At 31.8% G+C, this 16,732-nt stretch carries 19 protein-coding genes; 15 read left to right on the top strand and 4 right to left on the bottom strand.

The features are described from left to right. Nucleotides 1-11: 11 nt before the first annotated feature. The 11 genes from BT107_RS05515 (at nucleotide 12) to BT107_RS05465 (ending at nucleotide 8,792) form a co-directional block, all read left to right on the top strand. A complete protein-coding gene (locus BT107_RS05515; RefSeq protein ID WP_072302740.1) occupies nucleotides 12-878 on the top strand; it encodes a hydroxymethylglutaryl-CoA lyase in 867 nt (288 codons plus the stop codon). Between the two features lie 148 nt (nucleotides 879-1,026). Next, on the top strand, nucleotides 1,027-2,205 hold the full coding sequence (locus tag BT107_RS05510; RefSeq protein WP_072302739.1) for a hypothetical protein: 1,179 nt from the start codon (nucleotides 1,027-1,029) through the stop codon (nucleotides 2,203-2,205). 97 nt (nucleotides 2,206-2,302) lie between these two features. Further along, the gene (locus tag BT107_RS05505; RefSeq protein WP_072302738.1) at nucleotides 2,303-2,839 is read left to right on the top strand and encodes an FMN-binding protein; all 537 of its coding nucleotides are present in this window, start codon (nucleotides 2,303-2,305) and stop codon (nucleotides 2,837-2,839) included. Further along, nucleotides 2,839-3,336 (top strand): hypothetical protein, encoded by a 498-nt coding sequence (locus tag BT107_RS05500; RefSeq protein ID WP_072302737.1) that lies wholly within the window; start codon nucleotides 2,839-2,841, stop codon nucleotides 3,334-3,336. Before BT107_RS05505 ends, BT107_RS05500 begins: the two co-directional genes overlap by 1 nt. 34 nt (nucleotides 3,337-3,370) lie before the next feature. Beyond that, nucleotides 3,371-4,075, top strand: coding sequence for an Insecticidal toxin complex protein (locus BT107_RS05495; protein WP_072302736.1), 705 nt, complete (start codon nucleotides 3,371-3,373; stop codon nucleotides 4,073-4,075). Between the two features lie 59 nt (nucleotides 4,076-4,134). After that, nucleotides 4,135-5,607 (top strand): IMP dehydrogenase, encoded by a 1,473-nt coding sequence (gene guaB / locus BT107_RS05490; protein WP_072302735.1) that lies wholly within the window; start codon nucleotides 4,135-4,137, stop codon nucleotides 5,605-5,607. 118 nt (nucleotides 5,608-5,725) lie between these two features. Next, a complete protein-coding gene (locus BT107_RS05485) occupies nucleotides 5,726-6,058 on the top strand; it encodes an ArsR/SmtB family transcription factor (RefSeq protein WP_072302734.1) in 333 nt (110 codons plus the stop codon). 22 nt (nucleotides 6,059-6,080) lie between these two features. Next, on the top strand, nucleotides 6,081-6,551 hold the full coding sequence (locus BT107_RS05480) for a DUF6428 family protein (protein WP_072302733.1): 471 nt from the start codon (nucleotides 6,081-6,083) through the stop codon (nucleotides 6,549-6,551). A 23-nt stretch (nucleotides 6,552-6,574) separates the two neighbouring features. Then, nucleotides 6,575-7,189, top strand: coding sequence for an arsenate-mycothiol transferase ArsC (locus BT107_RS05475; RefSeq protein ID WP_072302732.1), 615 nt, complete (start codon nucleotides 6,575-6,577; stop codon nucleotides 7,187-7,189). Further along, a complete protein-coding gene (gene arsB, locus BT107_RS05470; RefSeq protein ID WP_072302731.1) occupies nucleotides 7,189-8,229 on the top strand; it encodes an ACR3 family arsenite efflux transporter in 1,041 nt (346 codons plus the stop codon). The genes BT107_RS05475 and arsB overlap by 1 nt, the downstream gene beginning before the upstream one ends. Before the next feature lie 53 nt (nucleotides 8,230-8,282). Next, the gene (locus tag BT107_RS05465) at nucleotides 8,283-8,792 is read left to right on the top strand and encodes a DUF3124 domain-containing protein (RefSeq protein ID WP_072302730.1); all 510 of its coding nucleotides are present in this window, start codon (nucleotides 8,283-8,285) and stop codon (nucleotides 8,790-8,792) included. Between the two features lie 69 nt (nucleotides 8,793-8,861). On the opposite strand, the gene BT107_RS05460 is transcribed toward BT107_RS05465, so the two are convergent. Further along, on the bottom strand, nucleotides 8,862-9,395 hold the full coding sequence (locus tag BT107_RS05460) for a thioredoxin family protein (RefSeq protein WP_072302729.1): 534 nt from the start codon (nucleotides 9,393-9,395) through the stop codon (nucleotides 8,862-8,864). A 196-nt stretch (nucleotides 9,396-9,591) separates the two neighbouring features. Between BT107_RS05460 and BT107_RS05455 the strand changes: the two genes are divergently transcribed. Beyond that, a complete protein-coding gene (locus BT107_RS05455) occupies nucleotides 9,592-10,263 on the top strand; it encodes a hypothetical protein (RefSeq protein WP_072302728.1) in 672 nt (223 codons plus the stop codon). A 33-nt stretch (nucleotides 10,264-10,296) separates the two neighbouring features. Here the strand turns inward: BT107_RS05455 and lysA are convergent, their stop codons facing one another. Beyond that, on the bottom strand, nucleotides 10,297-11,544 hold the full coding sequence (gene lysA, locus BT107_RS05450; protein ID WP_072302727.1) for a diaminopimelate decarboxylase: 1,248 nt from the start codon (nucleotides 11,542-11,544) through the stop codon (nucleotides 10,297-10,299). Nucleotides 11,545-11,758: 214 nt separating this feature from the next. Here lysA and sucC point away from each other — a divergent pair, with 214 nt between their 5' ends. Beyond that, nucleotides 11,759-12,949: an ADP-forming succinate--CoA ligase subunit beta gene (gene sucC / locus BT107_RS05445; RefSeq protein WP_072302726.1), complete on the top strand. Its 1,191-nt coding sequence runs from the start codon at nucleotides 11,759-11,761 to the stop codon at nucleotides 12,947-12,949. A 68-nt stretch (nucleotides 12,950-13,017) separates the two neighbouring features. Here the strand turns inward: sucC and BT107_RS05440 are convergent, their stop codons facing one another. Beyond that, nucleotides 13,018-13,407, bottom strand: coding sequence for a DUF1456 family protein (locus BT107_RS05440; protein ID WP_072302725.1), 390 nt, complete (start codon nucleotides 13,405-13,407; stop codon nucleotides 13,018-13,020). An 88-nt stretch (nucleotides 13,408-13,495) separates the two neighbouring features. Here BT107_RS05440 and BT107_RS05435 point away from each other — a divergent pair, with 88 nt between their 5' ends. After that, on the top strand, nucleotides 13,496-13,948 hold the full coding sequence (locus BT107_RS05435) for a TerB family tellurite resistance protein (protein WP_244543099.1): 453 nt from the start codon (nucleotides 13,496-13,498) through the stop codon (nucleotides 13,946-13,948). 218 nt (nucleotides 13,949-14,166) lie between these two features. Next, a complete protein-coding gene (locus tag BT107_RS05430) occupies nucleotides 14,167-14,589 on the top strand; it encodes an Hsp20/alpha crystallin family protein (RefSeq protein WP_072302723.1) in 423 nt (140 codons plus the stop codon). A 102-nt stretch (nucleotides 14,590-14,691) separates the two neighbouring features. Here BT107_RS05430 and uvrB read toward each other — a convergent pair whose 3' ends face one another. After that, the gene (gene uvrB, locus BT107_RS05425; protein ID WP_072302722.1) at nucleotides 14,692-16,677 is read right to left on the bottom strand and encodes an excinuclease ABC subunit UvrB; all 1,986 of its coding nucleotides are present in this window, start codon (nucleotides 16,675-16,677) and stop codon (nucleotides 14,692-14,694) included. Nucleotides 16,678-16,732 lie beyond the last annotated feature (55 nt).

Below are 16,732 nucleotides of genomic sequence, written 5' to 3'. Positions count from 1 at the left end.
AACAAATGTGTATGTCTACTAAAGTAAAAATAACAGAGTGCCCAAGAGATGCAATGCAAGGTATTAAAGAATTTATACCTACAGATTTAAAGGTGAAATATATTCAGTCTTTATTGAATTGTGGTTTTGACACTATAGACTTTGGTAGTTTTGTTTCTCCAAAAGCAATACCGCAAATGGTAGACACTGCAGAGGTTTTAGATAAGTTAGATCTTTCTAATACACAAAGTAAGCTGTTATCTATAGTTGCTAATGTGCGTGGAGCACAAGATGCAAGTATACATAAACCTATAGATTATTTAGGGTATCCGTTTTCAATTTCAGAGAATTTTCAAATGCGTAATACACACAAAACCATAGCGCAATCTGTAGAAACACTAAAAGAAATTTTAGATATAGCTAATAAAACAGATAAGCAGGTGGTAACTTATATTTCTATGGGGTTTGGTAATCCTTATGGTGACCCTTGGAATGTAGAAATAGTAGGTGAGTGGACAGAGAAACTTTCTAATATGGGAGTTAATATTATATCATTATCAGACACAGTTGGTTCTTCTACGCCAGATGTTATAGACTATTTGTTTTCTAATTTAATACCAAAGTATCCAGATATTAAATTTGGAGCACACTTACATACTACACCAACTAAGTGGCAAGAGAAAATAGATGCAGCATATAAGGCAGGTTGTGTTAGGTTTGATGGTGCAATTCAAGGTTTTGGTGGTTGTCCAATGGCAAAAGACGATTTAACAGGTAATATGCCTACCGAAAAAATGTTGTCTTATTTTACAGCAGAAAAAGTTGATACTAATGTAAATTGGATGGTGTTTGAAGCAGCGTACAATAAAGCAACTGAGTTGTTTTTAAAATATCACTAAAAGACTTTTCTATTTTTATTTCCTAATGCAGTAATTAATTTTATTTAGATTTAATACAAATAAATTTGTGAAATAAATTTTCACGCTTATATTTGCGCCCTGAAATTCATTAACAAGAATTAATCTAAATAAAAACAACTGTTTTATAATGAAAAAAATAACATCACTTTTAGCTATCTGTTTTGCAGTTGTTGCATTTGGGCAGACAGCAACAGATTCTATAATGCTAGATCCACAGCAACAATTAAACTCTGCACAACGTATTTTATCTGGTAACTATGGGTCAGCCGTAACAGTTGGCGCTTATGGCGAAATGACATATAATCAGCCAGAAGGTAAAAACGGAGAATTAGATGTACAACGTTTGGTTTTATTGTTAGGGTATAGGTTTAACGATAAGACTCAGTTTTTTACGGAAATTGAGTTTGAACACGTAGAGGAAGTGTTTGTTGAGCAAGCTTTTGTAAACTATAGCGTTGCAAACAATACAAACTTAAGAGGTGGTTTAATGCTAATACCTATGGGTATTGTAAATGAGTATCACGAGCCAACTACTTTTAACGGAGTAGAACGTCCGGCAATGGATAATGTTATTGTACCAACTACATGGAGAGAATTAGGTGTTGGTGTAAGTGGTAAATTAAATTCAGCTTCTTTAGGGTACCAAGCGTATATTTTTAACGGATTTAGATCTACAATGTCAGATGGCGCTGGAGGTTTAACAGGTGTTTTAAAAGGTTCTAACGGGTTAAGAAGCGGAAGACAAAAAGGAATTAAATCCACAGTAGATAGTCCTACTTTTTCTACTAAGTTAGAATATTACGGATTACCAGGTTTACGTTTAGGTTTGTCTGGTTATTTTGGAAAAACACAAGCAGATGATGATATAGAAGGTTTAGATGGTGCTAATGTTGGTATTTCTATGGTAGGTTTAGACGCTCGTTATGCATACAATAGATTTACAGCTAGAGGTCAATTTATACACGCATCATTATCAGATACAGAAGAATATAATACTGCAACAGGAAAAGATTTAGGTAGTGCAATGCAAGGTTTTTATGTTGAAGGGGCATACAATTTACTGCCAAGATCTAACGATCAAAAATTATTTGTATTTACAAGATACGAGCAGTACGATACACACAACAGCACAGATGGTGCATTAGTGCGTAACGATGCATATAATAGAACAGATATTACATCTGGATTATCTTACCATATTGCTCCTGGTGTTGTATTAAAAGGTGATTACCAGTTTAGAGATAATGCTTTAAATGGAGATAACGTAGATAATCAGCTTAATTTTGGAATTGGTGTTTGGTTCTAATAGTAAGTAATGATTATATAACTAAAGGCTATCCTATATTTTTTGGGATAGCCTTATTTTTTTATTAAAAATGATTCTAAATTAGTATATTTGCTTTATGAAGTTAAGTAGATTATATACGGTAGCTATTTTGATTTTTTCTTTTACTTTGTTTGGTTTTGGATTATCTGGAGCTATTCATAAAAAAGTAAAAAAAGAGATTGTAAAAGTTTTTGGAGTAGAAGATGCTACGCTAAAATCTGTATCTGTCTCTGGTGAACTAAATAAAGATTTACCTGTAAAAATTACTGAAGATAATTTTTACAGCCTATTAAAAGATAATAAATTAGTTGGCTACGTTTTTGTAGACCAGGCATCTAGTAAGACAGCTAAATTTGATTATTTAGTTCTTTTTAATGAAAACTTAGAAGTTGTAAGTTCTAAAGTTTTAATTTATAGAGAAGAATATGGTGGTGAAATAGGAAGTTCTAGATGGTTAAAACAATTTCTAGGTAAAACAGGTAAAGACCGTGTTAGTTTAAATACAAATATAGATGCTATTTCTGGTGCTACAATTTCAGTTAGGTCTATGACTAATGCAATGGATAATCTTTTGCAAACCATTGGTATGCTTCAAGAGCGTAAAGTTTTATAATGATCTACAACGGACTACTTAACACTTTTCCATCAGAAATAAAACTATTTATAGGAGCCTTTGTGGTTATCTTATCTATTGGTTTTTATAGTGGACTTCTATTTGTTAATGAAACTACAGAATCTAATCCAGGAGGTATAGAAGAAAGTTACTTAGGTAACGAGCAAGATGAAGATGCAGAAGTAATGAAGTTTAAGAAAAGCAAAAGAGAAATGCTTACTACTGTACATACGCATATATTATCTATGTCTTTTATTTTTTTCTTATTAGGTGCTTTAGTATGGATAACAAAGCTTCCTAAAAAATTAAAGTTATTTTTAACAGTAGAACCTTTTTTATCTGTAATACTAACCTTTGGAGGTATTTATATGCTATGGTCTGGTATGCTATGGATGAAGTATGTTGTTATGGTTTCTGGTATGTTAATGACGCTTACTTTTACTATGTCTGTATTGGTTGTTTTATTACAACTTTTTAAAAAGCAAGCCACAACATAGTTTTTACCGTATAGTTTAGTAGATTTATACAACTATGCGTTACTTCTTAAATCTTATTCTTTTTTTAATTTTTATTGATGGCTCTGCTGCCGAGTGGAAGAACCTAAAAGAATATCGACAAGAAACAGGAGATACAATACTTACTTCACAAGATTGGTTAACTAAGGATAGATTAAGGAATACTATTGTTTGGCAACAGGCAAATAGTTTCAATCTAACTAATAATCTATTTTTAGAATATCAAACTATAGCAGAAAGAAGAGATTTTTACAAATGGTTTGCATTGTCAATAGAAGAAAAAGGACATAAGGTTGTATGGCCAAGAATGGCACATTTTATATCTTCAAAATTAAGTTTAACCTCTCGTTTTCCTTACAATATAGTAGTGAAAAAAGATGTTGTTTTATCATCTAAAAACGGTAGTGAAAAAGTATTTAATTCGGCCTTTAAAAGTTTAAAGAAATTATATCTTCAAGATAAAATATTAAGCAAAGAAGAGAGTAAAATTTGGGATAATAACCTTTTATATAAAGAACAATATGTTTGGATTGTAGCTATATATAAAGAAATGGATGCTAAAACTTTAAAAAGATTAGAACGTATAGCTAAAGGGAAATTTTTTTATGGTTTGGTTGTACCTAAAAAAATTAGATTTAAAGGAGATTTAACTAGTCCTAAAGATAGGTATACCTATGCTACCGAAACGTTAAGAAAACATTGTGAAAACTCTTATTGGTAAAAATATGGCTGTTTAGATTTATAAATTGTATATTTGCACGCAATTAATCTCTAATTGCTATGCAAGCTCACCTAAATAAAATTGTAGGAGAAGGTCTAACTTACGACGACGTACTCTTAGTTCCCGCTTTTTCAGAAGTACTTCCTAGAGAAGTAAGTATAAAAGCAAAATTCACAAGAAACATAACTATAAATGTACCAATTGTCTCTGCGGCAATGGATACCGTTACAGAATCTCGTATGGCTATTGCTATGGCGCAAGAAGGCGGTATTGGTGTGTTACATAAGAATATGACTATAGCAGAACAAGCTGCTAAAGTACGTAAAGTAAAGCGTGCAGAAAGTGGTATGATTATAGATCCGGTAACTTTACCGTTAAACTCTGTTGTTGGCGATGCAAAAGCTAATATGAAAGAGTATAGTATTGGTGGTATTCCTATAGTAGATGGCGATGGTAAACTAATTGGTATTGTAACCAACAGAGATCTTCGTTTTGAAAAAAATAACGATAGACCAATTGCAGAGGTAATGACTACCGAAAACTTGGTTACTGTTAGTGAAGGCACTTCTTTGGCGCAAGCAGAAGATATTTTACAAGTTAACAAAATTGAAAAATTACCAGTTGTAGATAAGAATTATAAGTTGGTTGGTTTAATTACGTTTAGAGATATTACAAAACTTACATTAAAGCCAATTGCAAATAAAGATACTTATGGTAGATTAAGAGTAGCTGCTGCTTTAGGAGTTACTGCAGATGCTGTAGAACGTGCAGAAGCTTTAGTAAATGCAGGTGTAGATGCTGTTGTTATAGATACAGCTCATGGACATACCAAAGGTGTGGTTACTGTATTAAAAGAGGTAAAAAAGAAATTCCCATATTTAGATGTTATAGTAGGTAATATTGCAACTGCAGAAGCTGCTAAATATTTAGTAGAAGCTGGTGCAGATGCGGTTAAAGTTGGTATTGGACCAGGGTCTATTTGTACAACAAGAGTTGTTGCGGGTGTTGGTTTTCCTCAGTTTTCTGCTGTTTTAGAGGTTGCTGCTGCTATAAAAGGTAGTGGTGTTCCTGTAATTGCAGATGGCGGAATTAGATATACAGGAGATATTCCAAAAGCAATTGCTGCTGGTGCAGATACTGTTATGTTAGGTTCTTTATTGGCAGGTACAAAAGAATCTCCAGGAGAAACTATTATTTACGAAGGAAGAAAGTTTAAGTCTTATCGTGGTATGGGTTCTGTAGAAGCTATGAAACAAGGTAGTAAAGATCGTTACTTTCAAGATGTAGAAGATGATATTAAAAAATTAGTACCAGAAGGTATTGTAGGTCGCGTACCTTACAAAGGTGAGTTATACGAGAGTATTCATCAATTTGTAGGTGGTTTACGTGCTGGTATGGGTTACTGTGGTGCTAAAGATATAGAGACTTTAAAAGAGACAGGTAAATTTGTGAAAATTACTGCAAGTGGTATTAATGAGAGTCACCCTCATGATGTTACTATTACTAAAGAGTCTCCTAATTATAGCAGATAGTTTTAGAAGATAAATTATAAAAATGCGGCATAGCTTTAAAAGTTATGTCGCATTTTTTTGTGTTTATTTTTCATTTGCATTCTTATTAATCGTAATATTGCAATAAACAAATAAAGAAATGGGTTTAGCCAAGACAGAAATATTTACAGAAGAACAAAATCAAATAGCAATTTATGCTAAAGCCTTTAGTCATCCTGCACGTGTGGCAATACTTCAGCATTTGTTTAAAATTAATATGTGTATCTGTGGCGACTTAGTTGGTGTTATTGGTTTGGCACAACCAACCATTTCTCAGCATTTAAAAGAATTAAAATTATTAGGGTTGATAAAAGGTAGTGTAGAAGGTACCAGTGTTTGTTACTGTATACACCCAGAAAATTGGACAAAAATGAAAACTGTAATGAATCAGTTTTTAGATCAAGATTTAGAAATAGACAACGGTTGTTGTTAAGTATAATTTAAAATAGAATAATATGAAATTATCAGAAGTTAAAGCAAATTTAAAAAGTTTAGATAAAATTGCATTTCAATTACCTAATGGTGATTTAGTACCGAGTCATTTTCACGTCACAGAAGTGGGTAAGGTTACAAAAAACTTTATAGACTGTGGTGGTACGGTTAGGAATGAAGAAGCTGTAAGTTTTCAGTTATGGAATGAGCAAGATTACGATCATAGATTGCACCCAGAGAAACTAGTGAACATTATAGAATTATCTGAAAAAGTTTTAGGAATTGAAGATTTAGAGGTAGAAGTAGAGTACCAGGGAGATACTATTGGTAGATACGGATTAGATTTTGATGGAACTAACTTTTTACTAACTTCAAAATTAACAGATTGTTTGGCTAAAGATAAATGTGGTATTCCAGATAAGAAAGAAAAAGTAAAATTAGCTAGCATACAAGCATCTGGTAATAGTTGTGAACCAAATTCTGGTTGTTGCTAGACTTAAATAATTAAATACTTATAATGATGTTTGAAGAAATTAATTCCTTTATTGGTAATTTAAAAGAAGTAGCTGTTAGTGATGAGCGAAAAGCTATATTAAAACCATTGATAGGCTTTGTGCAAGCTAAAGTAGAAAAAGACGAAGAAGTACGTTTAAATTTTATTTGTACGCACAACTCTAGAAGAAGTCATTTGTCTCAGGTATGGGCACAAACAATGGCAGCATATTTTAACATTAAAAATGTGGTATGTTATTCTGGAGGTACAGAAGCTACAGCACTTTTTCCTATGGTTGCTAAAACGTTAAGTAATACAGGCTTTAAAATTGAAAAGTTAGCAGATACTACCAATCCGGTTTACAGTATTAAGTATGCAGCAAATGCACAACCAATTATTGGTTTTTCTAAAAAATATGACGATGCTTTTAATCCAGAATCACAGTTTGCAGCAATAATGACGTGTTCACAGGCAGATGGCGGTTGTCCTTTTATTGCAGGGGCAGAAAAGCGTGTTCCTATAACTTTTGAAGATCCAAAAGCTTTTGATGGTACACCACAACAAGCAGAAAAATACCAAGAGAGAAGTTTACAAATAGCTTCAGAAATGTTTTATTTATTTTCAAATATTAAGAAATAATGGCTAGTAAAAAATTAAGTTTTTTAGATAGTTACCTAACCTTGTGGATTTTTATTGCAATGGTTTTAGGTGTTGGTATAGGGTATTTTGTGCCTACTTTTCCAGAAATTATAGATTCTTTTAGTGTAGGTACAACTAATATACCTATTGCTATTGGTTTAATAGTGATGATGTATCCTCCGTTAGCAAAAGTTAATTATGCATTACTACCTAAGGTATTTAAAAACACAAAGATTTTATCAATATCTCTTATTCTAAATTGGATAATAGGACCCGTATTAATGTTTGTTTTGGCTATTACTTTTTTAAGAGATTACCCAGAATATATGGTTGGTCTTATATTAATTGGTTTGGCACGTTGTATAGCAATGGTTTTAGTTTGGAACGACTTGGCAGAAGGTAGCAGTGAGTATGGAGCTGGTTTAGTAGCTTTAAATAGTATTTTTCAGGTATTTGCATATAGTTTTTATGCGTGGTTGTTTATTACTGTGTTACCTCCTTATTTTGGGTTTGAAGGTGCTATTGTAGACATCTCTGTAGGTGCTATAGCAGAAAGTGTCGCAATCTATTTAGGTTTGCCTTTTTTATTAGGTATTTTAAGTAGATTAATACTTGTGAAATTAAAAGGTGAGGAGTGGTACAACACTAAGTTTATACCAAGTATTTCACCATTAACCTTAATTGCGTTGCTATTCACTATTGTTTTAATGTTCTCTTTAAAAGGAGAGTTAATAGTAGAAATACCTATGGATGTTTTAATTATAGCAGTACCATTATTAATCTACTTTACATTAATGTTTATTATTGGCTTTTTTGTAACAAAAGCATCGGGCGCTAGTTATGATAAAACAACGGCAGTGGCTTTTACGGCAGCAGGTAATAATTTTGAATTGGCAATTGCAGTTGCAATTGCAGTTTTTGGATTAAATTCTGGTCAAGCTTTTACAGGTGTCATAGGACCATTAGTAGAGGTTCCAGCGTTAATACTTTTGGTTAAAGTATCTTTTTGGTTAAGAAAAAAGTACTTTACTAAAGCATAAAAAGTGTTTATAGAATTTAATTTTACGTAACTTAGTCTTTAAAATAGAGATAGATGAAAAGCCTTATTTTATTACTGATTTTGACTATTACTTTTAGTTCTTGTATAGAGCCAAAAGATGTAGATGTTAACAGTGAAATTAACTGGAGTAAAAGAAGTGTAAATTATAAAATATCTGACTCCTCAAAAGCAGGTAAAACATATTTGTCTGTTTACTCTCAAGTGTATAGTCAGACTGAACATACTACGCACAATTTAACGGCAACAATAAGTATGCGTAACACAAGTAGCACAGATACGTTATATATTTTACACGCAGAATATTTTGATACAGCGGGTAAATCTATTCGTAATTATACAAAAGATAAAATATTTGTAGCTCCAATGGAAAGTATTGCAATTGTTATAGAAGAGGACAATAGAGAAGGTGGTACCGGAGGTAATTTTATTTTTGACTGGAAAATAAATAAAGAAACTAGCGAGCCAATTTTTGAAGGTGTTTTTATTTCTACCAAAGGTCAGCAAGGGTTATCTTTTGTTAGTCAAGGTAAAACAATTGAATAGTAAAATTATAGTTTAAAAAAAGCGCTCTAAATTAATTTAGAGCGCTTTTTTTATTTTGTAAAATAGGTTTTATTCGGCTTTAGTATCGTATTCTGCCCATTTTTTAGTTTTATGAATATCTTCTCCAAAATACTTCGCTATTTTTAAAAATGGCGTTGGTTTTTGGTATCCAGGAACAGGAGAAAGCATTTGTTGTTTTTCATCTAAGAAAATAGTTGTTGGGTAACTCATTTTACCTTGCATTAATGCCGCAGCAAATTCGTGGTAACCACTTCTACCAGAAGCAACAAATTTATAAGTCTGTCCTTTGTATTCTAAAGGTTCTTTTCGTTCTCCATCTAGCTTTACCATATAATAGTTCTTGGCCATATATGTAGCTACCTCAGGATTTTGAAAAGTATCTGCATCCATTTTTTTACACCAGCCACACCAGTCGGTATAAACATCTATAAACATTTTTTTAGGTGCTTTATCTGTTTTTGCTAATTCAACAGCTTCTTCCCAGCTTAACCACTCTACCTCTTGGGCACTAGTTGTAAAAGAAGTGAATGCTAAAAAAAGTATAGCACAAATTTTTATGGTGTTTAAAGATTTTAATTTCATAGTAGATATTTTGTTTTTAGTCCATCAACCTTAACAAAGCTAACGAAAAATTAGGGTATTTATTTTATTAAAATATAAAACACCCTGTTTACAGGGAGTTATTTTAGCAGAAATTGGGGTGTTTTATGGTGTGTAATCAGCTTAATTTTGCATTGTAATACAAGTTTAATACAAGTTTAATATAAGTTAATATATAATGGATATACAAAAACTTTTTCCGTCTTTATTGGTAGAAACTCCAAGAGTTATTTTAGATAAAATTATAGAACATAATGCAGTAGAGAATCAAAAAAACAAAGCTGTAGTTTCTTTACATTTAAGTTCTGGTATTTATTTAGAAGGTACTCCAATTAAAATAAATACAGAGAATAATATTCTAGTAATTATTTCTGGAGAAGAAATTAGCTATTTGCAAATCACGCAAATAGACTGTATTCGTATTATAAATTTTACACGTTTTGTCGATATTTTAACTGATGATACTTATTTTGAGGTAAAGGATGAATTGGTGCCAACACCATTAGAATTAAAAAGAAAACAAAGAAAGATTGAAGAGTATTTAAAAAGCACATTTGGTGTTACACTAGTAAATACAGCTTTAGAGGAAGTAAAAGATTCTAAAATTGAAAAATTTCAAATGCAACAGTTCTTTTCAAGCTTAATGCAGAGTTTAAAGAATATTGGGGGTTATAAAGATGGTAAAGAGGCATTAGAAGTTGTTAATGTATTAACAATATCATCTACAACTAATAAATTAAATGTAAAGAAAAATTTAGAAGGTAATTTGGAATTAGAAGTCAACTTTAAAGAAAAGTTTGAAGCCGATTTTAATAAGCAATTAGAAAATAAGTTAGAAGATAGTTTGTAAATTTATCCTTTTTAAAAGGCAAAAGCCACTGTTTTAAACAGTGGCTTTTTCTTTTTTAGTTTCCTTTTTAGAAAAAAGGTCTTTAACGTCTACTTGATTTTTTATTAAATCATCAAAAGTTTCGCGTTCACGTATTAATATGGCTTCACCTTTGTGCCATAAAACCTCTGGTGGTCTAAATCTAGAGTTGTAGTTGCTTGCCATAGTAAAACAATAAGCACCTGCATTATGAAAAGCTAAAATATCACCTTCAGATATTTCGTTAATTCTACGGTTGCTAGCAAAAGTATCTGTTTCACAGATGTAGCCAACAACAGAATAGTAACGTTCTCTTCCTTTAGGGTTAGAGATATTTATTATTTTATGAGAAGATCCATAAAGCATTGGTCTAATTAAATGGTTAAAACCAGAATCTATACTAGCAAATACGGTAGATGTAGTTTGTTTTACTACGTTTACTTTTGCTAAAAAGAAACCAGATTCGCTCACAAGAAACTTACCAGGTTCAAAAGCAAGAGTTAATTCTTTTCCGTATTCTTTACAAAACGAGTTAAATTTAGAGCTTAATTTTTTTCCTAATTCTTCAATATTAGTTTCAATATCACCTTCTTTATAAGGAACTTTAAAGCCACTACCAAAATCTATAAAATCTAAATTCTTAAAATTCTTAGCTGTTTCAAAAAGTATTTCAGACGCATATAAGAAAACATCAATATCTAAAATATCACTACCAGTATGCATATGTATACCGTTAATATTCATTTTAGTAAGTTCTACAATACGTAATAAGTGTGGAATCTGATGAATACTAATACCAAACTTAGAATCTATATGTCCTACAGATATATTAGAGTTTCCGCCCGCCATAACGTGTGGGTTAATTCTAATACAAACAGGTACATTTGGGTGTTTACCACCAAATTGTTCTAGCACAGATAGGTTATCTATGTTTATACGTACGCCTAAAGCAGCAGCCTTTTCTATTTCTTCTAGAGAAACACCGTTTGGTGTAAATATAATAGACTCTGGTTTAAAGCCTGCAAGTAAACCCAATTCTACTTCTTGTATAGAAACGGTATCTAAACCACTACCTAAAGAATTCATTAAACGTAATATAGATATATTAGATAATGCCTTAGCGGCGTAGTTTAATTGTAACTTTTTTACGCCCTTAAACGCATTTGTAAGTCTTTGGTACTGGGAAATTATTTTTTCCGAATCATAAACATAAACGGGATCGCCGTATGTTTTTGCAATCTTCAATAAATCGGATGCCTGCATAGTATATTTTTTTTTACAAAACTAAGATAGTTATTTTACGCATCAAAAAATTGGTTGCAATATTATTAAAAAATAACAATTTGTTATAAATAAAACATTTTTTAAATTTAATTCGATGTAAAGGTTGTAATTATAGAAAGCTTACTTAAAATTAATTAGAGAAATTGACCTTGGTTTCTTATTTTTGTACCAGAACAAAATATACCTATTATATATGAACCTTCACGAATATCAAGGAAAAGAGATTTTAGCAAGCTTTGGCGTACGTATACAACGCGGAATAGTTGCACATAATGCACAAGAAGCTGTTGCTGCTGCAAAGCAACTTACAGAAGAAACTGGTACTGGATGGCATGTGATAAAAGCACAAGTACATGCTGGTGGTAGAGGTAAAGGTGGTGGAGTTAAACTTGCCAAAAATTTAAACGAAGTTGAAGAAATTGCAGGAAGTATTATAGGGATGAACCTTGTTACTCCGCAAACTTCTGCAGAAGGTAAAAAAGTTCACCAAGTTTTAGTAGCAGAAGATGTTTACTATCCTGGCGAAAGTGAGACATCAGAATTTTATGTTTCTGTATTGTTAAACAGAGCTACTGGTAGAAATATGATTATGTATTCTACTGAAGGTGGTATGGATATTGAAGAAGTTGCAGAAAAAACTCCGCACTTAATTTATACAGAAGAAATAGATCCTTCTACAGGTTTATTAGCTTTTCAAGCACGTAAAATTGCTTTTAACTTAGGTTTATCTGGATTAGCTTTTAAAGAAATGACAAAATTTGTTGCTTCATTATACAAAGCGTATGTAGAAAGCGATTCTAGTATGTTTGAAATTAACCCAGTGTTAAAAACATCAGATAATAAAATAATGGCTGTAGATGCTAAGGTATCTATAGACGATAATGCATTATACAGAAGAAAGCAGTACGCAGAAATGAGAGATTTGCGTGAGGAAAACCCAATTGAGGTTGAAGCAGGAGCATTAGGTTTAAACTATGTAGATCTTGACGGTAACGTTGGTTGTATGGTTAACGGTGCTGGTTTAGCAATGGCTACTATGGATTTAATTAAGCAAGCAGGTGGTGAGCCAGCTAACTTTTTAGATGTTGGTGGTACTGCAGATGCTGCACGTGTAGAAGCTGCTTTTGAAATTATATTAAAAGATCCTGCTGTAAAAGCAATCTTAATTAACATTTTTGGTGGTATTGTACGTTGTGACCGTGTTGCACAAGGTGTTATAGATGCTTACAAGAATATGGGAACTATAAATGTGCCTATTATTGTACGTTTACAAGGAACTAATGCAGATATAGCTAAAGAATTAATAGATAATTCTGGCTTAGATGTACAGTCTGCTGTAGAATTCCAAGAAGCTGCAGATAAAGTAAAAGCTGTTTTAGCTTAAGCTAAAATTTAGATACTAAAAAAGGGACAATCGTAAGATTGTCCCTTTTTTTATGCTTAAGAATTAAATTACTTCTTCTTATTCTTATATTTTACACTACTAAGATCTTGATTCTTATTTTTTTCTCTAACTCTATCCTTATATACAGGTTTAGGCTTATTGCTAGCATAAATCTTTTTCTTAGGTGCAGTAGTAGTTTTTCCTTTTTTAGCTAATGCCTCTGCAGGTGTAGTAGGGTTCTCTTTAGAGCCACGCAAGTATATTACAAGCCCATTTAAAAAGTTACGTAGAATTTGATCTCCGCACTCCATATATTTTGGATGATCTTCTTTTCTAAAAAAAGCACCTAGTTCACTTGTCGTAATTTTAAAATCTACCAACTTTAAAATTTCTACAATATCATCATCACGTAGCATAAGCGCCACCCTTAGTTTTTTTAGAGTATCATTATTTGTCATATATAAAAATATTTTGCACAAAGTTACTATAAATATACCATTGATACATAAAGATGTGACAGTTATACATTTCTATTAAATTAGTTGTATGCTTTTTAAGAAAAACTGTATATTGCTGCCTATAAAATTTACTATGTCTGTAGAAACCAATTATTTAAAGAAATTAAGCATATTATTAGATTTAATTGATTTAGCTAAGGTAGATGGCTTAGTCCAATCTGAATACGACTTTTTATTAGAAGTAGCAGAGGATTTAGGTGTAGATGCTGTGGTTTTAGACTCTCTTTTTCAGACAAAAATAGAGCGAATTAAACCAGGTACAGAAGCAGAAAAAGTAAGTCATTTTTGTAATTTAATAAAATTGATGAATGTAGATGATAAGCAATCTATATTAGAAATTAATAAATTGCACAAATTAGGATTAAGTATGGGCTTATCTCCAATGGCTATACAACAAGTATTATCTATAATGCATAATTACCCTAATAAAGAAGTTCCTTTATCTGTAATAGAAGAAGCTTTTAAAGCGCAACAGAACTAAATTAAGTTTTTTTACAAACCCATTTACGAATAGTTTATAACTCACTATTGCATTTTTTTGATGCAATAAGTGGCTTTCTGTCGTTTATTTAAATAAAATAACGACATTTTGTCACTGTTTGTTGGTGTGAAAATGACAAAAAGTCTGATTTCTGTAGTTGGTACATCATTTGAAATGTAACCTAACAAGAATAAATATTAAATTTAAAATTGTTAGTTATGAGTTTAGTTAAAAAAAATACAGTTTTTCCATCATTATTAAACGAGTTATTAAATACAGATTGGTACGGAGGTTTAGAAGCTAATACAGCAACTATACCACCAGTAAATATTAAGGAAAACGAAAAAGATTACTCGTTAGAGTTATTAGCCCCAGGTAGAAACAAGGAAGACTTTAAAGTAGAAATTGATAAAGATATTTTATCTGTGTCTGTAACAAGCGAAAAAATAAATACAGACTTAAAAGAGAAGTATTCTTTAAAAGAATTTAAGATTAGTGACTTTAAAAGAACGTTTAGTTTGCCAGATACTATTAAAGAAGAAAGTATAAGTGTTGCGTATGAAAACGGAATTCTAAAATTTACACTTCCTAAAAAAGAAGAAGCATTACCTAAGCCAAAAAGGTCATTAGATATTGCATAATAAGTTTAAGGTTTTGTTTTATGTATTTACATAAAACAATGGTTGATTAAGTTGGTTAGTTTTTTGTAAAGTGCCCTAAACGTGGTTGTTTAGGGCATTTTTTTATTTCTCTTGTAAAGCTTTAATTTCATCTCTAAGCTTTGCTGCTTGCATAAAATCTAAATCTTTAGCAGCTATCTCCATAGCTTTTCGCTTTTCACGAATCATTTTTTCTTTTTGGTCCGTAGTCAAATAAGCCATATCTGGTTCTGCAGCACGCATTTCTTCTTTCTCAAAATGATATGTAGAAACCGAATTTTTAGACAACACACTATCTAAGCTTTTATTTAAAGCCATTGGCTTTTTGTTGTGTTTGGTATTGTATGCAATTTGTCTTTCTCTTCTGTAGTTAGTTTCATCAATAGTTTTTTGCATACTAGCAGTTATTTTATCAGCATACATAATAGCCCTGCCATTTAAATTTCTAGCAGCTCTACCAACAGTTTGCGTTAAAGAACGTGCACTACGTAAAAAACCTTCTTTGTCAGCATCTAAAATAGCAACTAAAGATACTTCTGGTAAATCTAAACCTTCTCTTAAAAGGTTTACACCAATAAGCACATCAAACAAACCTTTTCGTAAATCTTGCATAATTTCTACACGCTCCAACGTATCTACATCACTATGTATGTAACGGCAACGTACACTAATGCGATCTAGGTATTTAGCCAATTCCTCGGCCATACGTTTGGTAAGCGTAGTCACCAAAGTACGTTCGTCTTTCTCTATTCGCAAGTGTATTTCTTCAACCAAATCATCAATTTGGTTTAAACTTGGCCTAACTTCTATAATAGGGTCTAGTAAGCCAGTTGGTCTAATAACCTGTTCTACATATACACCACCACTTAATTGCAACTCATAATCTGCAGGTGTTGCACTAACGTGTATTACTTGGTTTTGTATCATTTCAAACTCTTCAAACTTTAATGGTCTATTGTCCATTGCAGCAGGTAGCCTAAAACCATATTCTACTAAGTTTTCTTTTCTACTTCTATCTCCACCGTACATTGCGTGTACTTGTGGTATAGTAACGTGACTTTCATCTATCACCATTAAATAATCATCTGGGAAGTAATCTAATAAACAGAATGGTCTTGTGCCAGGTTCTCTACCATCTAAATACCTAGAGTAGTTCTCTATACCAGAGCAATAGCCAAGTTCACGTATCATTTCCAAGTCAAACGTAGTACGTTCTTCTAAACGTTTTGCTTCTAAATGTTTTCCAATTTCTTTAAAATACTCAACCTGTTTAACCATATCTGCTTGTATACCGTGTATAGCATTTTGCAAAATATCCGGGGAAGTAACAAACATATTAGCAGGGTAAATGTTTAATGTTTCGTATACCTCTAAAACCTTATTATGCAAAGGTTCAAAAGCTTCAATCTCTTCAATTTCATCTCCAAAAAAGTGAATCCTAAAAGCGTGATCAGCGTAACTAGGAAAAACATCTACAACATCACCTTTAACTCTAAAGTTACCATTTCTAAAATCTGCAGTAGTTCTAGAATACAAACTTTGCACTAGTTGATGCAAAAATTTAGTTCTAGAAATTATTTGATCTTTTTTTATAGAAATAACATTTTTCTGAAACTCCACAGGGTTACCAATACCATACAAACAAGATACAGACGCAATAACAATAACATCTCTACGGCCAGACAATAGGGAAGAGGTGGCGCTTAAACGTAACTTCTCTATATCCTCGTTAATAGATAAATCTTTCTCTATAAAAGTACCCGTAGTTGGTATATATGCTTCAGGTTGGTAATAATCATAATAAGACACAAAATACTCTACAGCATTCTCAGGAAAAAACTGTTTAAACTCCGAGTATAATTGGGCTGCTAACGTTTTGTTATGTGCTAAAACTAAGGTTGGTTTTTGTAAATCTTCTATTACATTGGCAACAGTAAATGTTTTTCCAGAGCCTGTAACTCCTAGTAAAGTTTGGTGTCTTTCTCCTTCATTAACGCCTTTAACCAACTCCTTAATTGCTTGGGGTTGGTCACCAGTAGGCTCAAATTTTGATACAACTTTAAATTTCATAGATTAAAAGTAACAAATACCGCAATAACAGCATACAAATTAGTCAGGTATTTTG

This window comes from Cellulophaga fucicola (genome assembly GCF_900119145.1).
In the GTDB taxonomy this organism is placed as follows: Bacteria; Bacteroidota; Bacteroidia; order Flavobacteriales; family Flavobacteriaceae; genus Cellulophaga; species Cellulophaga fucicola.
This window is presented reverse-complemented; position numbering and strand designations above follow the sequence as displayed.

Coding starts and splice junctions, on each gene's coding strand:
- BT107_RS05515 (WP_072302740.1), top strand. CDS start 12: ATGTCTACTAAAGTAAAAATAACAGAGTGCCCAAGAGATGCAATGCAA.
- BT107_RS05510 (WP_072302739.1), top strand. CDS start 1,027: ATGAAAAAAATAACATCACTTTTAGCTATCTGTTTTGCAGTTGTTGCA.
- BT107_RS05505 (WP_072302738.1), top strand. CDS start 2,303: ATGAAGTTAAGTAGATTATATACGGTAGCTATTTTGATTTTTTCTTTT.
- BT107_RS05500 (WP_072302737.1), top strand. CDS start 2,839: ATGATCTACAACGGACTACTTAACACTTTTCCATCAGAAATAAAACTA.
- BT107_RS05495 (WP_072302736.1), top strand. CDS start 3,371: ATGCGTTACTTCTTAAATCTTATTCTTTTTTTAATTTTTATTGATGGC.
- guaB (WP_072302735.1), top strand. CDS start 4,135: ATGCAAGCTCACCTAAATAAAATTGTAGGAGAAGGTCTAACTTACGAC.
- BT107_RS05485 (WP_072302734.1), top strand. CDS start 5,726: ATGGGTTTAGCCAAGACAGAAATATTTACAGAAGAACAAAATCAAATA.
- BT107_RS05480 (WP_072302733.1), top strand. CDS start 6,081: ATGAAATTATCAGAAGTTAAAGCAAATTTAAAAAGTTTAGATAAAATT.
- BT107_RS05475 (WP_072302732.1), top strand. CDS start 6,575: ATGATGTTTGAAGAAATTAATTCCTTTATTGGTAATTTAAAAGAAGTA.
- arsB (WP_072302731.1), top strand. CDS start 7,189: ATGGCTAGTAAAAAATTAAGTTTTTTAGATAGTTACCTAACCTTGTGG.
- BT107_RS05465 (WP_072302730.1), top strand. CDS start 8,283: ATGAAAAGCCTTATTTTATTACTGATTTTGACTATTACTTTTAGTTCT.
- BT107_RS05460 (WP_072302729.1), bottom strand. CDS start 9,395: ATGAAATTAAAATCTTTAAACACCATAAAAATTTGTGCTATACTTTTT.
- BT107_RS05455 (WP_072302728.1), top strand. CDS start 9,592: ATGGATATACAAAAACTTTTTCCGTCTTTATTGGTAGAAACTCCAAGA.
- lysA (WP_072302727.1), bottom strand. CDS start 11,544: ATGCAGGCATCCGATTTATTGAAGATTGCAAAAACATACGGCGATCCC.
- sucC (WP_072302726.1), top strand. CDS start 11,759: ATGAACCTTCACGAATATCAAGGAAAAGAGATTTTAGCAAGCTTTGGC.
- BT107_RS05440 (WP_072302725.1), bottom strand. CDS start 13,407: ATGACAAATAATGATACTCTAAAAAAACTAAGGGTGGCGCTTATGCTA.
- BT107_RS05435 (WP_244543099.1), top strand. CDS start 13,496: ATGCTTTTTAAGAAAAACTGTATATTGCTGCCTATAAAATTTACTATG.
- BT107_RS05430 (WP_072302723.1), top strand. CDS start 14,167: ATGAGTTTAGTTAAAAAAAATACAGTTTTTCCATCATTATTAAACGAG.
- uvrB (WP_072302722.1), bottom strand. CDS start 16,677: ATGAAATTTAAAGTTGTATCAAAATTTGAGCCTACTGGTGACCAACCC.